18 protein-coding genes are annotated in these 22,022 nt (G+C 45.2%); 2 read left to right on the top strand and 16 right to left on the bottom strand.

What is annotated here, in order from left to right:
- Positions 1 to 36: 36 nt before the first annotated feature.
- From EP57_RS05785 to EP57_RS05730, 12 genes are all read right to left on the bottom strand, one after another.
- Complete coding sequence (locus EP57_RS05785) at positions 37 to 474, bottom strand: precorrin-2 dehydrogenase/sirohydrochlorin ferrochelatase family protein (RefSeq protein ID WP_036084978.1); 438 nt, start codon at positions 472 to 474, stop codon at positions 37 to 39.
- Complete coding sequence (locus tag EP57_RS05780; RefSeq protein WP_036084976.1) at positions 471 to 1,184, bottom strand: sirohydrochlorin chelatase; 714 nt, start codon at positions 1,182 to 1,184, stop codon at positions 471 to 473. The genes EP57_RS05785 and EP57_RS05780 overlap by 4 nt, the downstream gene beginning before the upstream one ends.
- Before the next feature lie 69 nt (positions 1,185 to 1,253).
- Positions 1,254 to 1,517 (bottom strand): RNA-binding S4 domain-containing protein, encoded by a 264-nt coding sequence (locus EP57_RS05775; RefSeq protein WP_277619746.1) that lies wholly within the window; start codon positions 1,515 to 1,517, stop codon positions 1,254 to 1,256.
- A 75-nt stretch (positions 1,518 to 1,592) separates the two neighbouring features.
- Complete coding sequence (locus EP57_RS05770; protein ID WP_036084973.1) at positions 1,593 to 3,164, bottom strand: putative polysaccharide biosynthesis protein; 1,572 nt, start codon at positions 3,162 to 3,164, stop codon at positions 1,593 to 1,595.
- Between the two features lie 19 nt (positions 3,165 to 3,183).
- Positions 3,184 to 6,726, bottom strand: a complete 3,543-nt coding sequence (gene mfd / locus EP57_RS05765) for a transcription-repair coupling factor (RefSeq protein ID WP_036084971.1) — start codon at positions 6,724 to 6,726, stop codon at positions 3,184 to 3,186.
- A 64-nt stretch (positions 6,727 to 6,790) separates the two neighbouring features.
- Positions 6,791 to 7,351: an aminoacyl-tRNA hydrolase gene (gene pth, locus EP57_RS05760; RefSeq protein ID WP_036084970.1), complete on the bottom strand. Its 561-nt coding sequence runs from the start codon at positions 7,349 to 7,351 to the stop codon at positions 6,791 to 6,793.
- A 350-nt stretch (positions 7,352 to 7,701) separates the two neighbouring features.
- Positions 7,702 to 8,172: an ASCH domain-containing protein gene (locus EP57_RS05755; RefSeq protein ID WP_036084967.1), complete on the bottom strand. Its 471-nt coding sequence runs from the start codon at positions 8,170 to 8,172 to the stop codon at positions 7,702 to 7,704.
- Positions 8,173 to 8,240: 68 nt separating this feature from the next.
- Positions 8,241 to 8,678 (bottom strand): hypothetical protein, encoded by a 438-nt coding sequence (locus EP57_RS05750; RefSeq protein ID WP_036084966.1) that lies wholly within the window; start codon positions 8,676 to 8,678, stop codon positions 8,241 to 8,243.
- A gap of 25 nt (positions 8,679 to 8,703) precedes the next feature.
- Positions 8,704 to 9,465, bottom strand: a complete 762-nt coding sequence (locus EP57_RS05745; RefSeq protein ID WP_036084965.1) for a tyrosine-protein phosphatase — start codon at positions 9,463 to 9,465, stop codon at positions 8,704 to 8,706.
- 22 nt (positions 9,466 to 9,487) lie between these two features.
- Positions 9,488 to 11,029, bottom strand: coding sequence for a phosphohexomutase domain-containing protein (locus EP57_RS05740; protein ID WP_052167585.1), 1,542 nt, complete (start codon positions 11,027 to 11,029; stop codon positions 9,488 to 9,490).
- Between the two features lie 40 nt (positions 11,030 to 11,069).
- Entirely contained in the window at positions 11,070 to 12,008 is a 939-nt protein-coding gene (locus tag EP57_RS05735) for a WYL domain-containing protein (RefSeq protein ID WP_036084963.1), read from the bottom strand.
- Complete coding sequence (locus EP57_RS05730) at positions 11,995 to 13,239, bottom strand: WYL domain-containing protein (protein WP_036084962.1); 1,245 nt, start codon at positions 13,237 to 13,239, stop codon at positions 11,995 to 11,997. Before EP57_RS05730 ends, EP57_RS05735 begins: the two co-directional genes overlap by 14 nt.
- An 88-nt stretch (positions 13,240 to 13,327) precedes the next feature.
- Between EP57_RS05730 and EP57_RS05725 the strand changes: the two genes are divergently transcribed.
- Positions 13,328 to 14,545, top strand: coding sequence for an RtcB family protein (locus EP57_RS05725; RefSeq protein WP_036084961.1), 1,218 nt, complete (start codon positions 13,328 to 13,330; stop codon positions 14,543 to 14,545).
- A gap of 136 nt (positions 14,546 to 14,681) precedes the next feature.
- On the top strand, positions 14,682 to 15,560 hold the full coding sequence (locus EP57_RS05720; RefSeq protein WP_036084960.1) for an Ig-like domain-containing protein: 879 nt from the start codon (positions 14,682 to 14,684) through the stop codon (positions 15,558 to 15,560).
- 57 nt (positions 15,561 to 15,617) lie between these two features.
- Here EP57_RS05720 and EP57_RS05715 read toward each other — a convergent pair whose 3' ends face one another.
- The 4 genes from EP57_RS05715 to EP57_RS05700 all read right to left on the bottom strand — a co-directional run bounded on the left by EP57_RS05715 (position 15,618) and on the right by EP57_RS05700 (position 21,989).
- Positions 15,618 to 16,415: a C39 family peptidase gene (locus EP57_RS05715; RefSeq protein WP_036084959.1), complete on the bottom strand. Its 798-nt coding sequence runs from the start codon at positions 16,413 to 16,415 to the stop codon at positions 15,618 to 15,620.
- Between the two features lie 99 nt (positions 16,416 to 16,514).
- Positions 16,515 to 20,003: a pectate lyase-like adhesive domain-containing protein gene (locus EP57_RS16460; protein WP_052167576.1), complete on the bottom strand. Its 3,489-nt coding sequence runs from the start codon at positions 20,001 to 20,003 to the stop codon at positions 16,515 to 16,517.
- A 183-nt stretch (positions 20,004 to 20,186) separates the two neighbouring features.
- On the bottom strand, positions 20,187 to 21,017 hold the full coding sequence (locus EP57_RS05705) for a polysaccharide deacetylase family protein (RefSeq protein WP_036084958.1): 831 nt from the start codon (positions 21,015 to 21,017) through the stop codon (positions 20,187 to 20,189).
- A 30-nt stretch (positions 21,018 to 21,047) separates the two neighbouring features.
- Positions 21,048 to 21,989, bottom strand: a complete 942-nt coding sequence (locus EP57_RS05700) for an LCP family protein (RefSeq protein WP_036084957.1) — start codon at positions 21,987 to 21,989, stop codon at positions 21,048 to 21,050.
- Positions 21,990 to 22,022 lie beyond the last annotated feature (33 nt).

Raw genomic sequence — 22,022 nt, 5'->3', positions numbered from 1 at the left:
TTTCATAATGTGTTCCCTCTTTAGCTGGATTTATTTTCAAAGCTCTGTGCTTTGTTCGAATTTTTCGCGGATGGCTTTTGTTTTGGTTGGGTCGTTGCCGTTTGTGGAAATCGCGAGTAGGTAGTCTGGTTTCTGGATGGTGGCCATGTTGTAAAAATTGGATCTTTCCTTGGTGGAGCAGTCGTTTATGAGTTGGTGCGGGGCCGCGTCTTTGGTGATTTGTTCGTTGGTTTCTTGGTTGTTCGTGCAGCAGAAAATGAGGAAGGCGTCTTGGATGTGCTCTGGTTTGTACTCGGATTGGATGCGGGCGATGTGCATTTGCGCGAGTTCGGGCGTGCATGTTGGGGCAACGATGGTGATGTTTGCGCCAGTGTTTAGTAAGCCTTGTGCTTTGCGGGTCGCGATTTTGCCGCCGCCGATGATGGTGATGTTTTTGCCTGTGAGTTGTAGTGAAACTGGGTAGCCGCTGTTCATGGTGTGACCTCGGTTATTTTGCGGATGACGGCGGTTATCATTGCCGTGTCTAGGTCTAGGCTGTCTGCTTCGTGCCACTGTGTTCCGCTGATTTCGCTAATTCCAGCGCGGATTTTGTCGACGAGCTGGCCTTGAAAAAGGAAATAGGGCATCCAGTGGACGTTTTCGTGCTTGGCGGCGAGTTCGGTTGCGATGGTGCGGTAGTTCGGTTCGCCGTGAAGCATGCCGAGTGCGACGGGGAGCTGTAGTTGGGTGGCAATCGAGGCCGTGACGGTTTGCATTTCGGTCCTCGGTTCTGCGTAGGATGCGCTTCCGTGGGCGATGACAAGGATGGCGGCGTCTTGGTCGGGACGGGTGGCTTTGATTTTTGCTGCGGCAACTGCGGCGACTTCTTGCTCGGCGCCAAACGTGTCTGCGATTCGGAAAACTACATCGGGGTGCTGTTTTTTTAGTTGCGCGACTTGGTCGGGGATGTCTTTGGTAGCGTGCATCGCTGGGAATAAAAGCATTGGTACGACGGTGATTTCTTTGGCGCCTGCTGCGATGATTGATTCGCCGATGATGGCCATTGTTTCGTCTTCTTTTTCTAGGAAGGCGATTTTTTGACAGGATTCTGGGCGTTTTTGCATAATTTGTTCTACGAAATGGCGGAATTCGCGGTTTTTCTCGGGTAGGCGGCTTCCGTGGGCAACGTACATGATGGCTTTCATTGGTTTTCCTCCTCTTAGATGCGAAAAAAGAGCTTGAAATGGTTGCCCGCTCCAAACTCGATTATTCGTTTATTCTTCTTCTTTGCGTTCTTCTTTTAAGATTGTGTACATTTCGGTTGCGACTTCTTTGCGCGCGTTTTCTTCGAGACGGTCAATTCGTGCGGTGACGGTTTTTTGACCGAATTTGATGATTAGTTCGTCGCCTTCTTTGACGTTCGTGCCTGGTTTGGCTACTGTGCCGTTGACGGAAATGCGCCCTTTTTCAGCGACTTCTTTGGCAACGGTACGCCGTTTGATGAGTCTTGATACTTTTAAAAATTTATCTAAACGCATTGATACTGCCATGATACATCCATCCTTTTTTGGAAAATTTAACTCTATCTTCGCACGGTTAGGCGGAAATTGCAACTATCGCCGGCGGATTTTGGTCGTCAGCCAGAGCAATTTGGAGCCAAATGGCATGAAGACAAGGTCGCGTTTGGTGAGTAAATTGAATTTGATTAAGCAATAGAAAAAAATGATGCCTCCGATTAGGGCGCCAAATAAGGCTTGAACTGCGCTGCCAATGCGGCTTGTGAGTGGCCAGAAGGTTTCCCATGCGACGGGAACGATGATCATCGCTAAAAAGGCTAACAAGGCCCACCCAATCATGTTTTTGCGTATAAATGGAATGGGAAGTTGGCGTTTTAGTAGGATGTAGCAAATGATGAGTGTTGCGCCGAGGCCTATGACGGTGGACCAGGATGCGCCGTATGTGGCGAAACGTGGGACTAGGATGGCATTCGTTACTAGTTTGATGATGAGTCCGATACAGACGGCGACGGCGGGTCCGGCCATGTTGCCGAAGCCTTGCAGAATGCTACTCATAGAGACGATTAGCGAGCTTAGGAATAAGGACAGGATGAATACTTGCAAAACACCTGTGCCTGCCGCTGTTTCGAAAAGCATTTGGTTTGTTGGACGCATAATCGCAATTAAGCCTAGTGTTGCAGCGCCGGAAAGCAAGATGGTGAGCTTGATGATTAACAGAACGGAACGGCGTAATTCTCTTGTTTCTCCGCGTGCTTTGGCGGCTGTAATCATTGGCACGATGGCGAGCGCGAGGCCCATACATAATACCAAACCTAGTTGTAGCAACGGTTGCCCGCGATCGTAAATCCCTTTTAGTTCTTTGGCGGCTGTGGCATCGATTCCGGATGAGCGCATGAGACGGTAAACTTGGAAGGAATCTAATAATTGGAACAAAATGAGCATCGCGCTTGTTGTGCAGACGGCGATGCTTTGCGCCAAGAATTGTTTGGTGAACGCCCAACTGGCCCATTTTTTCGTGAACACGATTTTTTCAGGTTTTTTACGCCAATAAAAATAAATCAGTGTTCCGAAGGCGCCGAGTCCGCCGATAACCGCCCCACTCATTGCCACGGCTCCGGTCATGTATAAGTTCCAGCCCAGCGCTACAGCTCCAGTTGCTCCCGCGATAATAATAACTACGCGCACGAGTTGCTCAATCGTTTGCGATACTGCGGTTGGCATCATTTGCTCGTGCCCTTGGAAAAAGCCGCGCAAACTTGCCAAAAACGGCATGAGCAAAAAAGCAAAACTGATGACGCGAATTAATATTGTCAGGTGATAATCGCCCATAACGCGAGCAATGAAGTCAGCGCCAAAGAAAATTAACAGGAAGAAAACAATCCCCACGCCAAACATGACTTGTAACGAAAATTGAAAAATAGCTTCTCGCTTTGTGACATCTTTTTCTTCTGCGATCATTCGCGACACAATAACGGGAAACCCAACAAGCGCAAGCGTCATCGCAATCCCGTAAATCGGATATACTTGTTGAAAAATATAAAATCCAATATCGCCGACCATATTTTGAAAAGGAATACGGTAGACCGCGCTTAATATTTTAGAAAGCAGTGACGCAAGTGTTAGCCAAACCGCGCCTTGCATGAGGTTCTTAATCGTTTTTTGAGCCATTTTGCGTCACCCTTTCGCTTTATTCTGCTTCTGCTGGAGCAGTTTCTTTTTTCGCTTCGGAAAGCTTGTCTGTTAAGGTTTTCAGTTCGTATAGCCATTCTTGAAGTGGCTTGGCGCCAACGTTTACCGTGATTTTAAGTTGCTGCCCGTCCATGCCTACGCCGATTGCGCGACCATATTCGCCTATGACTTGCATGACCATGTCACCGCGCATATTTTTCGTGCCGTCTTCGGAGAATAGAATGGTGATTTTCGTACCTTCTTGTTTGACAGATTCGATTCCAACGCGCATTGCGTACACTTTTAATTCGGTAATCGTGAATAAATATTCCACTTGCTCTGGGTATTCGCCGAAACGGTCCATCATGTCAGAGCGCAGTTCTTCTAAATCTTCCATATCAAAAACAGTTCTGAAACGTTTGTACATCTCGATTTTTTGACGTCCGTCTTGGATATAATGTTCGGGAATGTAAGCATCGACTGTAATATCGATTTCGACTGGGACGATTTTTTCGTGTTCGTCTTTCGGTTGACGCGCGGCGATGGCTTCTTGCAGCATTTGCGAATACAAGTCAAAGCCGACAGAGTCGATAAAGCCATGTTGTTGCGAGCCTAAAATGTTCCCCGCACCACGAATGGAAAGGTCACGCATCGCGATTTTAAATCCGGAGCCGAGTTCGGTGAATTCTTTGATGGCCTGCAATCTCTTCTCCGCCTCTTCCCGCAAAATTTTATCCTTCTGATACATGAAGTAGGCATAGGCAATCCGGTTCCAACGCCCAACACGACCGCGTAATTGGTACAATTGGGAAAGCCCCATATGGTCTGCATTTTGAACAAAAAGGGTATTTACGTTTGGTATATCAACGCCGGTTTCGATAATAGTCGTCGTCACGAGCACGTCAAATTCGCCTTCAAGGAAGCTCAAAATCACAGATTCCAGCTCTGTTTCCGTCATTTGACCATGCGCCACGGCAACACGAGCATCCGGAACGAGCATCTTAATTTCATCTGCTTTTTGTAAAATCGAATCCACACGATTATGCAAGAAGAAAACTTGCCCGTCACGCGCCAATTCTCGTTCAATGGCTTCTCGTACCAGCACATTATTCTGCTCCACAACATAAGTTTGCACTGGGAAACGGTTAGCAGGCGGTGTCTCGATAACTGACAAATCACGCACACCGAGCATCGACATGTGCAGCGTCCGCGGAATCGGAGTCGCAGTCAATGTCAACACGTCAATTTTAGAACGCATTTGTTTGATTTTCTCTTTATGAGTTACGCCGAATCGTTGTTCTTCGTCGATAATCAGGAAGCCGAGATCATGATATTCCACGTCTTTGGAAAGCAAGCGATGCGTCCCGACTACGATGTCAACGTGGCCTGACTTCAAGCCTTTGATTGTTTCATTTTGTTGTTTTCGCGTTCGGAAGCGACTTAGTAAGCCCACTTCGATTGGGAAGCCTTGGAAACGTTCTTTCATTGTTTCGTAATGTTGTTGCGCCAAAATCGTTGTCGGCACTAGGAATGCGACTTGTTTACCATCCATCATTGCCTTAAATGCTGCACGAAGCGCGACTTCGGTTTTTCCGTAACCAACATCCCCAACAAGTAAGCGGTCCATTGGGCGTTCGCGTTCCATGTCTTTTTTGATTTCCATGATAGAACGAACTTGGTCTTCTGTCGCTTGATACGGGAACGCGTCTTCGAATTCGCGCATCATTTCACCATCAGGACTAAAGCCATAACCGCGCTCTGCCTCACGTTCTGCATATAATTTAATCAAATCGTCCGCAATATCTTGCACAGAAGCCTGAACCCGCGTTTTCACACGTTTCCATTCAGCGCCACCGAGCTTGTTTAACTTCGGCGCCTTACCTTCCGAGCCAACATATTTCTGCACTAATTCGAGTTGCTCCACAGGAATAAACAACTTGTCCTCGCCTTGATACACGAGCAGCAAATAATCTTTGTGAACACCGTTAATATCCAGCGTTTCCATCCCAACATAGCGCGCAATCCCGTGATTCACATGGACAACATAATCACCAACTTTAAGCTCCGAATAACTCTGAATCCGCTCTGCATTCGACAACTTCTGCCGCTTCTTCGGCTTCTGCTGCTTCTTATTGAAAAGCTCCGTTTCACTAATGAAAACAACCTTGGAAAGCGGCAATTCAAACCCATTCTGGAAACTTCCCAGCACAAATTGCGTCTGTCCAAACTTCGGAACTTCCGATTCATCTTTCAAAATAACACTTTCCATTTCATAATCGGCTAGCGTCTGTTTCATTTTCTCCGCACGTTCAATCGACGGCGCCAAAACAACAACCGCATAATTATTCTTCGCCCAGCTGTCCATCTCTGTTTTCAGCACATTCATTTGCCCGTGGAACTGCTGCATTTGCTTGTAAACAATGTTCGTCATTTTAGCAATACGCGCATTGTTCGGCGTTTTTTGGAACAGCGATAAATAAATCCGCGACAACGTATCTTTTTCTAGCAACGAGCGGAAATTATGACTCATCTTCGTATCGCGAACAGTTTCTAGGCGTTCTAGCGTCTCCGTTTGCCACTCCGCTTCTTCTTTTTCTAAGCGCTCATCCGTTTCTTGAATACGCGCAAATTCATCGAATAACAAAATCGAATTTTGTGGGACATAATCAAGTAATGACGCCGGATCAGGATAACTCATCCCAATATATTTGAAAAACATGTCCGGTTTTTGCCCGTCACGAAGCAATTCCAAATCGCCTTCTAAATTCTCCACTAATTGTTGCTTATCGCTATCGTTAGCCATTTGTTTCAGCGTCTCCGCTAAGCGTTTTTCAATCCGTTTCACCAAATCAGGGAAAAATGCCGGTTCCAGCAAAATCTCCGTCGCCGGTGACAAACGAAACTCTTCCACGGTCTCAATCGAGCGTTGCGAGTCCACATCAAAGAAACGTAGCGAATCCACTTCCGTATCGAATAATTCCATCCGGATAGGATGTTCCTCCGTAATTGGATAAATATCAATAATTCCACCGCGAATACTGAATTCTCCCGGCGTGTTAACCATATCACTTTTCGTGTAGCCCATTGTTACGAGCTGTTGGCGTAGCTCATCCGGATTAATCTCCGTGCCCTGAATCAACGAAATATTATACTTTTGCCAAATCGAAACTGGCGGTAAAATTTTGCGAAGTCCTGAAACTGGAACAATGACAATTCCCGGTTTTTTAGACAACAGAAATTGTAGTACCTCCACACGTTGCCCACGTAATTCTGGGCTTGAGATACTAAGTTCTGATGAAATCAATTCATCCGCTGGGTATAAGAAAAGCCTGTCGCTATCTAATAAAGATGACAAATCATCGTATAATTTCTGCGCATGGTATAAATTATGTGTTACAAAGACGACCGGACGCTGCGTTCCTCCCTCTACAACACTGGCAAATAAAGCTCGACTTGACCCAGAAAGCCCCGTAACTAACTGTGATTTTCCTTTTTCATCGAGCTCCTTTAATACGCCGCGAATTTCTTTTTGTTCGTATATAAGTTGCTGTAATCCCTTCACACTAAAAGGCCTCCTTTTATCTGAATATTCCATCTAAATTTCTCGCCGAAAAAAGACGGCTTGTTTATTTCACATTAAAATTGTTCATAACATCTTGAAAAGTCTTGCCTGGCCAAGCTTCGATGGCATCTGCGCTCTGTTTAATTGCCGCGATAATATCTGGCTGCTCCGCTTTCGGAAAATCTCCGAGTACATAGTTAATCACGTCACCATTTGCAGGCCTATCTACGCCGACACGAATGCGGTTAAACTCTTGTGTTTTCAAATGTTGAATAAGCGATTTCATACCATTATGCCCGCCAGCTCCACCTTTTTGACGCAGGCGAATTTTCCCAGTCGGCAAATCTAAATCGTCATACACAATAAGCACGTCTTCTACTGGAATATCGTAATAGTCCATTAGCGGGCGCACGCATTCTCCTGATAAATTCATAAACGTTAATGGTTTCACAAGTAAGACTTTTTCGCCGTTCACAACGATGTTACTTATCATTCCGTTAAATTTCGATTTCTTCCAAGGCGTTTGGTGACGAAAGCTAAGTTCATCAACGACCATAAAGCCCACGTTATGTCTTGTTCGTTCGTATTTTTTGCCCGGATTCCCGAGTCCAACAATCATTTTCATAATTACTCTCCTCAACGAATTAGAGTCTGGAACATAACCCAAATAAATCGGCGACAAGCGCTCGCATTCAGGGAGTTTGGCGGACTTCCGGTTCTCACATACACCAGTATGCTCCGCTTCCGGCTTCCACCAAACTCCCTGAATACAAACGCTTTCGCTCGATTTGTGTAAAGCAAAATTTTTCGTCCTACCCAAAGTAATGGATGGGCGATTTTGCTTTATCTTGAGTTTTATCCCAACCTCGTTCGCACTATGCGTTTTGTTGATTATACCATGATTTCGCCGTGTAAGAAAGCGACTACTGCTTTTAAACTGGAAATTTTTCTAAATTCTAAAAAGTTGAATAGACTTTACAGTGAATACGTCTCCACTACTTCAATCGTTTGACATACCAATAACAAATCTGGCGTGAATGTGCGGCCATATTGCCCTAACTCCCACGTGAAAAACCGCTCGTGTGCGCTGTACCAATAATCATAGCTTAAATCGCCTTCGCCCTCTGATTTCGCAAATGCTTCGGTGACTTCGTTCATTTTGACAAGTTCTACTTTGGTATATTTGATTATAACAAGCGGGTCATTCCTGCCATCTAGCACGATTTCATAGTCATTTACTTTCGGAATTGGCTCGTTTTCGATTTCATGTATGCAATGTGCCGCGCAAGTACCGGTTTTTAACCCCTTAACAACAAGATTTCCTAGTCTATCGGCCATTTCTTCCGTCCCATCGCCGAACATCCATGCGGGCGGGGTTGGCTCTAGTGGCAAATTGTTCTTTCGGGCGTAGGCTTGCCAGAAGTTTTTTACGGTTTCTGATGTCATGTTTTCTCCTCCTAATTTAGCGAAAAAAGATGTTTTTCCTATGAAGTCAGGTCAAACATCTTTTTAGGTTATTTTGAAATGCGTGCTATTTCCTCGTATAGCTCGTACAAAGCGTCTTTACTCGTATCTGGAATCGTGAAAACCGCGGCGCCCTTGTGCATCATCTGAATCTCGCCTCTTTCAGGCATATCAATATCTGCTAACGGCAAATCTGTCGTCAAAAAAGCGGGTGCACTCTTGGCATCGAAATCACTGAAAAGTATTGGCATATCTAGCTTGTTTAACTGTTTCTTTAGCTGCTCCTGATCAGACATTTCAATATAATCTTTCGTAATTAAAAGCGCGTCATACTGCTTTAAATCATCCGCGCCAATATCTTGTATCTCTGTTGTTGGCACATCCTTATACCAACCTAAACTCGCGATTCTCGGTGTGCCTGTCTCAGTCGGTACACACGCCGTCAAAATAATTGCCATCAATGCGACCATAAAAATGCTTCTTTTCATCGTCTCACCTTTTCATGTTGTATTTTTAAAACAAGAAAAACCGTTTTTGCGAGGGAACTGTGTAATCATCCGCCACGATAATATCATTTTTAAGTACTTTTATAGCATTGTCTTTGAGTTCTTGCACTTGGTTTGCTCCGATTTTCTTGACTAGGCGTTCTTCGATTTCCTTGTGTAGCAATGGTCGGCGCGTTGTGTCATGCGCATCTGTCGCTAGGAAATGCACCAACTGATTTTCTAACAAAATTTCGCTTGATTTCTTCGACTTCTTGCCGAATTTCCCATCCAAACTTGACCACGTAAGTTGCGCCAAAGCACCATGAGAAACGAATTCATAGAGGCGTTCTGGATTTTCCATAATCTCGAAATTCCGCTCCGGATGCGCGATGACAGGGACATAGCCCGCCATTTGTAAGTCATAAAATAATTGCTCTGTAAACACAGGAATACTTTGCGTCGGAAACTCAATAAGCGCGTAACGACTACCAGCAAGGGACGCCAAGTCGCCGTTTTTTAAACCCTCAATGATTTCGCCGTGCAGCCTGATTTCCTGGCCAACATGGACCGTTATATTAATATCGTTATCTTTTATCGCCGAATTGAGTTCTGCTACATGTTCCACCACAGAAGGACGCAGATTAAAATAATCGCCTTTTAAATGGTGGGGCGTTGCAATAATATCTGTAAATCCTTCTGCCTCAGCCTGTTGCGCCATGGCAAGACTAGCCGTTTCCGTCTTTGGTCCATCATCCACTTGATTTAAAATATGACAATGTATATCAATCATGCTTTTCATTCCTTCTACTGGCTTATTTTTGTAGACTAGAACTATCTATTTCCGCATAGTTTGCAAAGAATTCTCGCAACGCTGCTTTAATTTTTTCAGTTCCACCGATTTCATCACTCTCTAAGTTTACTGGCATTACTGGTTCATGTAAACTCATACGCAGTAAAAACCAACCGTTCCCGAAAGCGCCATCTGTGTTAACCCTTACGCCCTCTTGATTTGCCGGTTCTATCGCCAGTCCGTCTGTTTTTTCAACAAAAGCTTCAAAGTCTTTCAAAACTGCTAAACCGTACGTCTTAAAATCTTCGGCCAAAATGCTCAATCGAACCTCATCATTATCCGCCGGTACTTGTAAATCCCGTGTCAAGTCCGCCAAATCTTTGCCTTCCTTACGCAGTTTTGCATAGCGCATTAAGATTTTCGCAATTAAGTACGCGCCGTCGTCTAAGAAATAGTTCTCCTTCAAAGCCGCATGACCACTCACTTCAATCGCAATCTCGCTCTGCGTTCCCGCCTCATTCAGGCGAATCGCTTCATTAATCACGTTTCTGTAGCCGCGTTTAAAGCGATGTTGCTTCCCGCCAAGATTCGCAATAAAATGCTCCAAATGCGTAGAAGTCGTCGAATCTGTCACTATTGTCGTTCCAGGATGCTCTTCCAAAACAATCGCCGAAATCACTGCAATCAGCGGGTTCCGGTTCAAACTTTCGCCATCCTTATCCACAATCGCCGCACGATCCACATCCGTATCAAAAATAACACCTAAATCCGCCTTGTTCGCCGCAACAGCCTCTTTCAAGCTCGCCATCGCTTCGTTATTATCCGGGTTCGGAATATGATTCGGGAAATTCCCATCAGGATCTAAAAACTGGCTTCCCGTAATGTCCGCGCCAAGTTCCGCCAACACATCCGTCGCAAAAAAGCCACCAGCACCATTTCCCGCATCCACTACGATATGGCTTCCAGCAAGCGGTCTTTCATAATTCGTCGCATCATCAATACCCGCGCGAATTTTACCGACCAAATCAGCCGCATAATCCTGCAAAAGCGGTTTTTCCGTCACAGTTCCCGCCACTTTCGCAACAAAAACCTGTCCCGCGTTCTCCACAATATAATCAATATCCTCATGCTCCGCCCCGCCATCACGCGTAAACAGTTTCAATCCATTATAAAAATAAGGCAAATGACTCGCCGTAATCATAATCGCCGCATCACACGTGTACCCGTCATACTGCGTCGCCATAAACATCGCTGGCGTCGTCGCCAAACCAACATCTACAACATCCAATCCCGAACGCGTCAAACTCGCCGTCAAAACATCCTTAATCCGTCCCGCCGACAACCGGCTATCATGCCCAATTGCCACCGTCGCCGTTTCGCCAGCACCCTTCACATCTCGCAACCACGCCGCAAAACCAATCGCAATCGCCGCCACATGCTCATCCGTCAATGTCACCTGATACTTATCCGTTTCAATCGCAATACCTCTAATGTCCGAACCATTTTGCAAATCTTTCAAAGCCATAAATTCATTCCTCCATTTTTGATATGTATGTCTTTTCATTGTATCAAAAAACGCTTCCAATAGCGATTCCTGTTTCGTATCAATTTTGTAAATTTAGTTGTTTTCCGAGTCGCCACCTCATTTCACCGACCACACTATCCGGCGCCAACACTTGCATCATCGGCCCAAACGATAAAATCTGAATCACCAATTCTGTCAAATCCCCACGCGGACAATAAATTTCCAATTCAAACACATTTTCCCGCTCCGTTCGAAACGCCTTCTTCTTATAATCCGCAAAATGAATCAGCGCCCGATCCACCGCATTCCGATGGTTCACCACATGGCACCGCACCACAACAGCCTCCATCCCATGCTCCGGCAATTCCCGCACCATCAAGTCTCCCAACTCCACATCCAAAATTTTCGCCAAGTTCAGCGTAAACGGCTGCATATCCATTTTTCGAAAACAAAGTAAGCGAAACTTATCATTCTTCTGCGAAAACTCCAAACGCACCGGCAAAAAAGTCCCCATCAACGCCTTCTGATCCCGCACCTGATACACCAATTCCAATTCACGCTTCTCCTCCAAAGCCCGCAAAATCACACCAAAACGCGTCCGATACCCCGGCTCCAAGTACATATCCCCGCCCTGAAACCCATCAAAACACCAAATCGCATCCAAATCAAACAACGGCTCATAATCCGCCAGCTCCCGCTCCAAATCCGCAATCTCATCATCCGTCAAAAACAGCCCCATTCGCGCGTCTCGCAAAACCGTTTTTAACCAGCGTTTCTCAAGCACGCCCTGCACAGGAATCCAATCATGCCTCAAAATCGGCGCAAACATCCCGTCCCCGCGCTCCTCCAACAAATGCCACTGCTCCGTCAACTGCGGCAACAAATGCAATCCGCTCTCATCAAACCCCAGCTCCCGTACAATCTCCGCTATTTCCCCCTTCGACATCGGCCGTTTCTGCGCCAAAATCTCCAGAATCACGCGGTAATACATCCCGTAAATCTCATTAAATATCTCCAACCATCGTCCCCTCCTCAAAATAAAGCCGGTACATATCCGCCAACTCCGCATAAAACTGCCGTTCCCAAGCATCATCCTGCGCATCAATTTTTTCAATCCGTCCAATAAACGTTCGCAAAAATGGTTTCATCCCGTTCAAATCATACGTCGCAATCGCATACACAAACCGATTCGCCGTCACTCGTGTCAGCGTCCCGTGCCGCCCCTCATTCCGAATCCGCTCCAACATATAACTCTCCCGCACCTCATCAATGCAAAGTGTCACGCGCAACTCATGCACCACTCGCCGATCAAATCCCGCACTCCACATAAACTTGCGAACCTCATCAAAATGCGCCACATCCACCTCAAAATCCGTCGCAACCTCATCCAGCTCCACAAACTCAATCTGATCCAACCGATGAAACGCGAAAAACTGCCCCCGTTTCGATTTCCCAACCACATACCGCCGTCCCGACTGCGCACTCACCAACAATTTCACCGGCATAAACCGCACCGCGCGCTCCCGTCCATAAAGCGACAACAACACCCACCGCTCCGCACGAATCGCCTCCAACAAATCCAAGCACACCTGCTCCTCCAACACATGCATCACGAAATAATGTTTATAACTAAACACAGAATCAAGCGCCCTCTCCTGCTGCAACAAATAATGCCCCAACACACCAAGCGGCGCCATCTCTTTAAAGAACTGCAACGCCATCTTCGCCCGGTCCGCCAACACAACACCAGCCACCCGCGAGAAATAAACCTCCCGCCCACGCGACTCCCGCTGCAACACACCAAGCTCCACATATTCCGCCAATTTTTTCCGCAACGTCAACGCCTCAATCAAAAATCCATCCGCAAAACACGACAAATAATCCGCATCAATCCGCGCCAACACCTGATTCACCGAATACGCCTCGTTCATCTGAAAAATATCCATCAACACAAAATGCAAAAAAACATCATTTTTCGTAAAACTCTTCGCTTGCCATACCGCAAACATCGGATTTTCCGTAATCCCATTCGGATCAATAAACAACCGCAACGCCTTGCCGCTCCCCTGTTGTTCCACATCCACGTATTCCCGCAAATAACTCTCCACCCGCCGACGCACATTATCATAACTACGCCCACTTTTCTCCGTAAAATCCTCACGTTGCTTAAACCCATACACATAAAATTCCCGTACATAATTCCGAATCACAGCGAAATTTTTAATCAATTCATTAAACGACTTTGCCATGTTGCCCTCCGTTCGCACCTTTTTTTATAAGATAAATTGGCGCACATTCTCTATACTAAAACCATAAACGAGAAACGAGGAAAAAACAATGTTCACTTACTATGAAAAAAACGAAACAGCAAAACCAATTAAAATCTGGCTACCAGACCAATCAGCAATTGAAGCAGGATGTCTTGACCAAGCACGCGCTATCGTCAACTTACCGTTCGTCTTCAAATGGCTAGCACTCATGCCTGACACCCATCTTGGCGCAGGTATGCCGATTGGCGGCGTTCTTGCCACAGAAAACACTATTGTCCCTTACGCAGTCGGCATGGACATCGGATGCGGCATGTGTTACATCCAAACCGACATTCACGAAAGCGAAATCCCAAAGAACTTCATCAAAAGTATCGTCAACGAAACACTAGCAACCGTCCCAGTCGGCAAAGCCCGTCACAAAGAGCCACAACAATCTGCGGTCCTAGACATGGCAATCGCCCAACACAAACACTACGAACTCCTGCCAAATGGCATCGAACTCATCGAAAACGCCTACTATCAAGTCGGCACACTCGGCGGCGGCAATCATTTCATCGAATACCAGAGAGACGAGAACGGCTACATCGGTATCATGCTCCACTCCGGAAGCCGTCACCTAGGCGCTCAAATCTGCCAGAACTTCCAAAAAATCGCCGTCGCTCTGAACAAACAATGGTACAGCAACACACCAGACAAAAACCCGCTTGCCTTCTTGCCAACCAACTCACCAGAAGGCATCGCCTACATCAAATGGATGAACCTAGCACTCGACTACGCCTTCGAAAACCGCGAAACAATGCTAGAAGCAAGCATGGCCATCGTCACCAAACACGCCAAGAAAAAACTAGGCCGAACACCAGAATTCATCGACCGCATTAACTGCCATCACAACTACGCATCCCTAGAACACCACTACGGCAAAAACGTCTGGGTCCACCGTAAAGGCGCCACTCGTGCAAGAAAAGGTGAACTCGGCATCATCCCAGGAGCAATGGGCGCAACAAGCTATCTCGTTCGCGGACTTGGCAATCCCGAAAGCTTCCACTCCTCCTCACACGGCGCTGGACGTAATTTCTCCAGAACCCGCGCAAAAGAGAACTTCCCAATGGACGAAGTACTCCAAGACCTAAGCGCAAACAACATCACAATCGGCAAGAAAAACCTCCTAGACGTCGCCGAAGAGAGTCGTTTCGCATACAAAAACATCGACGAAGTCATGCAAAACCAAACCGAACTCGTCGAACCAATCAAAACCTTAACAACACTCGGCGTCGTGAAGGGATAAATAAAAACCGAGATTCCTCACTATGAAGAATTTCGGTTTTTATACAACATGAAATATTTTTTACATTTTTCCGACTGTAAGATATTGCATTTATTTTGTGATACGTTATACTTACATATAAAGGGAGGATGATAAAATGTTGTATTTGGCTGCAATTTTAATTTTTGTAGGCTTATTAACGATTTTTTCAAGGAAAACAAGTTTTAAAAAGGGAATGTCATTATTTCTAGCAATCGGGATGGTTGCGCTGATTTTAGCGGGGTGTAGCGGTTCAGAGGATGACCTGACGAAAGAGACACCGACGAAGCAAGAGAAGAAGACGCCGAAACTAAACATCAAGGCAGAAACGGCATTTACATCGGCGGAAAATGGGACCGTCACAATTACTGGGAAAACAAAACCTAACGCGGAATTAACGCTAACTCCAAGCGGGCAAGCAGCATTAACAACGACTGCGAACGATCAAGGGGAATTTTCATTCACGTTAAATGATATCCAAAACGACGGAACCGCAGTGCTCACGTCCAATTGGGAAGGCCAAGATAAGTCCAAGGAGCTTACATATACAGCCAACGAGACTTACGTCGCAAAAATAGAACAAGAAAAGAAAGTCGCCGAAGCTAAACGTATCGAGGCAGAGAAGAAAGAACAAGCCCGCGTTGCCGAAGAACAGAAAAAAGAAGCCGCTCGTGTCGCAGAAGAAGCTCGCAAGGCAGAGGAAGCACGTAAAGCAGAAGAAAAACGCGTCGCTGATGCAAAAGCCGAACAAGAAAGGCAAGCACAGGCTGCAGAAGAAGCAAGAAAACAAGAAGCTGAGGCTGCACGAAAAAAATCAGCTCAAGCAGAAGTGCAACCCCATTCTAACGAACAAGGCCAAATGGTATACATCACAGCGACCGGAAAACGATATCATTTCGATCCAAACTGTCGCGGTTTGAATAATTCCAACGGCGAAACTCAAGTAACACTTGCCGAAGCACAATCGCGACACCTAACAAAATGTAAATTTGAATAGAAAGAAGAAGCGAGGCACAATTTTGAAATCTAAATTGTACCTCGCTTCTTTTCTTTCTTAATAACTCAATGCTCGCCTCGACAACGCATTAAACGCCCTATTAAATGCAGTTTTGCTAATTTTTGCATTCTTTTTGTTGGTCCACGGGTCGTTGTAGTAGTAATTTCCGCTATCGTACCCTGTAAGAACAACGCAGTGTATATTAAATCCGCTAAGTTTGCCCCAGGCTGCTATTGGTTTGCCTGAGCGCAATTTCGCTTCTAATGTTGCATTGGATGCCCCTGTTAAATTAACTGCTGAGCCGGCGTATTTTTTCATGAGGTTCATTAAGGCTGGTGGGTAAATGGTGTATCCCGACTTCGTGTAGGGATTTCCAACATAGCCTTTGTTCGGGTTGCTAGAATGGCGCGGCATTTCCCTTGCTAACTTCATTTTATCTACCTTCGCGCCTTTGTATTTCAAAACCATGGTCACCGCTACAATCTCGCACCCTGTCGGTAATTGCGGCCGTTGTGCGATGAGCGGGACGTTTAGCAAGACTTTCGCTGTCGGTTTCACCGGTTTTGGTTTGGCTGGCGTGACAGCTTTTGTTGTTAAATAATTTCCTGACACAAATGACTTCTTCCCCTTAAAAGAAATTTGATGCCATTTTCCAGTTTTTGCGACGCTGCTCACTTTTGCACCTTTTGTTAGCCACCCAACAGCTTTGTAGTTAGTTCCAGGTCCGGACCTTACTGTCAGATTCGCGGTTGTGTAGTACGTAGTTGCCGCCGCAACTTTGGCTATGCTAATCGTACAAATAAGTAATACGAGCACTAGGCCAATTAGCCATTTTGCTCGCATCTGTCGGTTCATTATCACGATTGTAGCCCCCCATATTATTAAACTATATTACCTTGTTTAATACCCAAAAAAAGAGACTAATAGTCGCCCATCAGTCTCTTTTTTACTAAATCATGGTGTGTCTTCTAGTGTCCAATTGATCGTCGTTCCATATTCTTGATTGGCACGCGCCACGCCTGGACGGACATTTAATACTAATTCCGAAGCATCCGCCTCATTGAAATTAATTTCCGTTAATCCTAGCGAACCGTTTGCGTTACTAAATACCTCAGTTGCCGTGCCGTTTAATGGTGTCAAAACGGTATTTTCACCGTTATACTGTCTTAAAAATAAACTATCTTTCAGTTCTTTTCCGTCCGCCGTTGCAAATGGAGTCATCATCTGTGCTGTTAGCTTCCAGTTTGTTGCCTCTTTCCGTGTATCCTCGACGGTTAACATCACGTCATCTTCTGGCGTTAAGAACTGTTGTTTCGAACTAATTTTAGCGGTTCCGAAAGAAATTTCTGGTGTTGCTGACTTGAATTGAAGCGTTCCAGCAAGAACTGTCACCGTAATTTCGCGTTCTAAGTCACCGATTTTCAAGGTTACTTTGTACTCTCCAGGTGTTGCTGTAATCGCCTCTGAGCCAATGATTTCTACCGTGTTTGTTACGTCCACACCAGTTGCGATAGCGTACGCTTGCACATTTGCCATATCTAACACCATCGCCTTAAGCGCCGCTGGAGTTGCAGGTACATCTGTTGTTAAAACGGCAAAATTGGTTCCGTGTAAGAAGTAGTCATCGTTTTTGATTGAACTATCGTCTTGTACAAAAACGGGAATCGTGATATCCGCGCTGTTTCCTGCTTTATCAGTCAATGTTACTGTCGCTGTCGTGTAGCCGATTTTAGAAACGTCTGGTGTATTTGTAAGCGCATAACTGATATTATCATCACCATTTCCTGCATTATCAGCCACGTTTTCTACTAAATCACGCGGGTTTGTTGTAAAATCATCGCCCAATGTGATAAATTGTCTAATCGGATCTGCCGTTGGTGCCGTTGTATCTGCGACTGTTTCTTGATTCGAAGCCACACTCACATTTCCAGCAGCATCTTTTGCCACGGCGTAGTAGATTTTGTTCGGCGTTAATGGACGTTTATCCTCAGGAATCGCGATGTTAAACGCACCAGCACCATTCGCCACACCACTTACAAAAATGCTGTCATCCGCTGCATCATAAATCGTCACTTCCGCACCAGCCTCTGCTTGTCCGCTAAAAGTCGCATCTACATCTTTAATCGCCGCTAAAACTGGCGCATTAGGAGCCGTCTCATCTTGAACAACCGTCTGAGCCGTATTATCCTTACCATTCAAAAACGCATACACTTGTACCGTATTGCCCGCCGTCAAAAACTGACCTGCCGGCAACTCATAGCGGTAATTCCCATCATTGTCTGCAATCACGTGGAATTTTGTCGTTTTGTCATCTTCGTTTGGCGAGTTAAGCGTACCCGTCGGAATCGCCGGATCACCAGAAAGTTGCACCGATGCACCCGGATTCGCTTTCCCTGTAATGACATGGCTATTCTCGTTCGTCACCTTATCGCTCAAACTTCCAATCGTCACATCCACATCAGGAATTCCTTCAAAAAGTACCCGTTTGAAATTTTGCGTTCTAAAGTTTGTTGCAAAGCTGTCTCGAATCGCTGCAGAAACCGAGTAACCCGAAGCCGCCGTTACGTTCGCCGCACTATAAGTTACCTTCACGTTAAACATCGGATTCCAAGTGAAATTAGAATTATCATCCAAACCATCCGTCCAAGTTTTCGCGTTCCAGGCTTGAATCGACTGAACATCGACATCAAGATTTCCTGCCATCCGCAACAGACGTGCTCCCGCCGCTGGATTCGTATTATTAAATTTAATATCTACACGTTTCGCATTCGCAAATTGGAATTTCGACGTACCACGCAGATAAACTAAGTTTTTGGCACCCGTTCCATCCGAGCTAACATCGAATACACCATTTTTACCAATCAAAATTGTACCAGTTCCCGTACTAAAAATATCTTGCGTCGAAGTCCCAGTATCCGTTGCTTGCAACTTGAACTCTGCATCATCGCTTACATTCAGGACTCCAGCGCCATAAATATAAAATGGACTACCATAATACATCGCGCCTCGCGCCCTAATATCTACTTTTGCGTTATTAGAAACACTAAACGTACCGGCGTTCATCCAAATTCCGCCAACCGCAGTCCCAGTCGTAGGAACCGCATTATCCATTTTTAGCGTCGCGCCATTACGAACATTAATATTTCCGTAACTAGTGATTCCCGAAACCGCACCATCTGCGACCGTAGCATTCGTTCCAGATGTATAAATATCCAAAATCGAGTTCTCCGCAATATCTACCGTACCGCCTGTATAAATATACATCGCACCACTAGATTCATTCGTTACCTTTACTTCCGCGCCTTCCAAGATATTCATATCACCAACCGCAAACGTCGTCTGATTGGCTAGCGTCGTATAACTTACACCATCAAAAGGACTCACATAACTATTCGTCTGCGCAAAAGAAGATTTTCCTGAAATTTGCGTCGTCGTTGCAGGGGCGTGAATCGCTTGAGAACCGCGGTAATTCACGTTATTGTATATAATCGTATTGGTCGCATTCGTTCCACCAGCCGAGTTGTCCGTATAGAAACCGTAGTAATTTTTCCCATACGCATTTAAATCATTGAATGTAACGACTTTCGGCAATGAGTACGTGTCATATGGCGCGTAAGACTGGTTTCTAAAATCAATCGTATGCCCATTCCCATTTACCGTCAGCGGTCGTTCCGGCATCCGTTGATAGTAAGCACCCGTATTCGTCGGGCTTGCATCCGCCGCAGAAAACGCCGCATAATTAATATCCGCTAAAACATTGATTGTCGCAATATCCTTATTCATCATCGCATTGTGAAACTCCGTCAGCGTACTCACATTCGCGACACTCGCATCATCGATATCCGCACGACTCACCGGCGGCAATTCCACAGCTTTTGGCGTCACATCAGGTATCGTCACAGCTTCCGTCGGTTTCTCCGCCTCAGAAGGCTCCACGGCTTCCTGCTCCACCGTCACACGAAGCACATTCGACTTAATCTCATTCCCGTCAGCATCCTGTTGCACAGCCTCAAACACATAGTCCTGCGCCTTCTCAGCCACCAAAATCAAATCAAAACTACGTTCCGTCACGTCCTGATTCCACGTCACACGCGCAATCCCAGTTTCCGCATCAAACATCAGCGTCCCAGCGTTCACCGCACCATTACGCATCCTCGTTTCCTCAACATCAAGAATCATCCCCGTCGGAATCGCAATTTCCACAAAATCCCCCGTCTCACTAGGCGGATCATCCGAAGCACTAAGCGCCGTCTCGTCCAACAATTTCAAACTAAACTGGCGATTTTCCGTCTGTTTCGGCTTATCCACAACAAGCGACAGCCCCGTCCCAGCCGAAACCCCAGTACCAAACCAACTACTAAGTCCCGCACTATTTATCGGTCCAATCATTGTCATCATCAGAATCAATAAAACTACAAATGGCATCCTCTTCATCTTCTTCATGTATAAAACTCCTCTCCTAAATCACAAAGGCAAGTTTATTAACGTATCACATATTCATATATCTATATCATACACGCCAAACCATCCAAACCAGCCATATTATCAAAAATTTCACGCCCCTCGAAATAAATGATTCCACAAAAAAAGATGCCTCCCAAACGGGACAACACCTTCTCACACCTCTTATAAATCTGGATCTTTCTTAAAATTCAAATGAAAATCATTGTCCTCAAAATAAGGCTCTAATACAAATCCTTTCGCCCGAATCGCTTTCACTAAAGCCGGAATCGCATCCAACGTATCTTCCGTTTCATGCACTAAAATAACCGGTGAGATTTTATGAAAACCATCCAACTCTTGATTCACAAACGAGACCGTCTCTTGCGGTTTCCCTTTATGTTTCCAATCATTACTATCAATATTCCAATCCAACAAACGGAACTTATCTGCCTTCGCTTTTTGCACTTGGTCATTGTTTAAGTACGTACTACCATATGGCGCGCGAATCAACCCGACTTTTTTGCCGACAATATCACTTAGTAGCTTCGATTCCTGCTCCATCTCTGGAATAAACTGGCTTTGCTTATATAATTTATTCGCATCATGCGACATGCTGTGCATCCCGATACTATTGCGATCCTGCACCGCCTGTTTTATATCCGCTTTATATTCATCTTTAATATTGTTCCCTACGAAAAAAAATGTCGCCTTCACATTCTCTTTCTTCAAAGCCTCCACAATTCGTTTGAAGTACTTCGTCGGCCCGTCATCAATCGTCAAGTAAGCCGTTTTTTGGTTTTTGTCGATTGGTTTCGGCTTTTGCGCCAAAGCCTGTTCTTTTTTCGCTTCCTCTTCTTTCACTGCCTCTTTTTCCTTTTTCGCAACTTGACTTTGCTTCTTCGCTTGCTCTGCCTTTTGCTCTTTTTGCTGTTGCTGGAAGAAAAATACACCACCGACACCAAGGCACGCTACAACTAGCAAAATTGACGACATAATTATTATATTTTTTTTCATTCTCTATACCTCCATGCTTGTTGATTATGTCTACGATTTGTCATCATTCAAAAACTTCTTAATAGCCGCCTGATTCTTATCCAAATCCAATTCCAAAACAGCGCCAGCACCAGGATACGTCTTGTCTTCATAACTACCATTCGTTGGAACTGTCAATGAATCCAGTCCTGTAGGTGGGTGAAAATACATTTCTTGTCCCATATTAACGAGTAACTTAGTCGGGATATTCGTTGAAATATTTCCTTGCACAAGCCCGAGCAATGACGGGATTTTCGTAATACTAATATCCGAAACGCTTTGTTTCATCACACTTTGCACGACTTGTTGCTGTCTTTTTACACGACCAAAATCACTTTGCGCATCATATCTAAATCGCGAATAAGCAAGTAATGTCTTCCCATCCATTTGTTGCTTCCCAGGATAAATCGTCATTCCGATATTTTTAGACATCTCCTTGCCCGCCGTTATTGTAACACCATCCGGAAACGCCGTATCAATAATTTTGGCAAAACCACTAAAATCAGTCATTAAATAATAATCCATCTTTATGTCAAAATTCTGCTGAATCGTTTCGCGTAACAATTCGATTCCACCGTACGAATATGCGGCATTTAATTTTTGTTTCCCCCTATTTGGTATTTCCACATAAGAGTCCCTCATAAACGAGACAACTTTCGGCTTTTTCGCTTTAGAATCATAATGTAAAAGAAGTATCGAGTCCGAGCGTCCCTGATCTGACCCCCGCGAATCACTACCTACCAACAACACATTAAAATCATCTAACTTAGGGTCTTTCGTCGATTTAAAATCCTCCCCTTTGGCCGATGTAAAGTCCGCATTCACGGAATGTAACGCTTGATAATACTGCACATAATAGAATGTTAAACAGCCAAGAATCACTAGGAGTACAACAATAAGTATTTTTGCAATAGGTTTAAGTTTCCTTGATTTTTTTCGTTTCAATCGTGGCATACATTTCACTTCTTTCCATTCTATTTTGAGGTA

Origin of the sequence: Listeria booriae, from assembly GCF_000766865.1 — a bacterium.
GTDB lineage: Bacteria > Bacillota > Bacilli > Lactobacillales > Listeriaceae > Listeria_A > Listeria_A booriae.
The sequence above is the reverse complement of the archived record's forward strand: the minus strand, read 5'-3'. Positions and strand labels throughout refer to the sequence as shown.

Bases quoted from the DNA above. Each gene is read 5' to 3' on its own strand.
- EP57_RS05785 (WP_036084978.1), bottom strand. From the start codon at position 474: ATGAACAGCGGCTACCCAGTTTCACTACAACTCACAGGCAAAAACATC.
- EP57_RS05780 (WP_036084976.1), bottom strand. From the start codon at position 1,184: ATGAAAGCCATCATGTACGTTGCCCACGGAAGCCGCCTACCCGAGAAA.
- EP57_RS05775 (WP_277619746.1), bottom strand. From the start codon at position 1,517: ATGCGTTTAGATAAATTTTTAAAAGTATCAAGACTCATCAAACGGCGT.
- EP57_RS05770 (WP_036084973.1), bottom strand. From the start codon at position 3,164: ATGGCTCAAAAAACGATTAAGAACCTCATGCAAGGCGCGGTTTGGCTA.
- pth (WP_036084970.1), bottom strand. From the start codon at position 7,351: ATGAAAATGATTGTTGGACTCGGGAATCCGGGCAAAAAATACGAACGA.
- EP57_RS05755 (WP_036084967.1), bottom strand. From the start codon at position 8,172: ATGACATCAGAAACCGTAAAAAACTTCTGGCAAGCCTACGCCCGAAAG.
- EP57_RS05750 (WP_036084966.1), bottom strand. From the start codon at position 8,678: ATGAAAAGAAGCATTTTTATGGTCGCATTGATGGCAATTATTTTGACG.
- EP57_RS05745 (WP_036084965.1), bottom strand. From the start codon at position 9,465: ATGATTGATATACATTGTCATATTTTAAATCAAGTGGATGATGGACCA.
- EP57_RS05740 (WP_052167585.1), bottom strand. From the start codon at position 11,029: ATGAAAAGACATACATATCAAAAATGGAGGAATGAATTTATGGCTTTG.
- EP57_RS05730 (WP_036084962.1), bottom strand. From the start codon at position 13,239: ATGGCAAAGTCGTTTAATGAATTGATTAAAAATTTCGCTGTGATTCGG.
- EP57_RS05725 (WP_036084961.1), top strand. From the start codon at position 13,328: ATGTTCACTTACTATGAAAAAAACGAAACAGCAAAACCAATTAAAATC.
- EP57_RS05720 (WP_036084960.1), top strand. From the start codon at position 14,682: ATGTTGTATTTGGCTGCAATTTTAATTTTTGTAGGCTTATTAACGATT.
- EP57_RS05715 (WP_036084959.1), bottom strand. From the start codon at position 16,415: ATGAACCGACAGATGCGAGCAAAATGGCTAATTGGCCTAGTGCTCGTA.
- EP57_RS16460 (WP_052167576.1), bottom strand. From the start codon at position 20,003: ATGAAGAAGATGAAGAGGATGCCATTTGTAGTTTTATTGATTCTGATG.
- EP57_RS05705 (WP_036084958.1), bottom strand. From the start codon at position 21,017: ATGAAAAAAAATATAATAATTATGTCGTCAATTTTGCTAGTTGTAGCG.
- EP57_RS05700 (WP_036084957.1), bottom strand. From the start codon at position 21,989: ATGCCACGATTGAAACGAAAAAAATCAAGGAAACTTAAACCTATTGCA.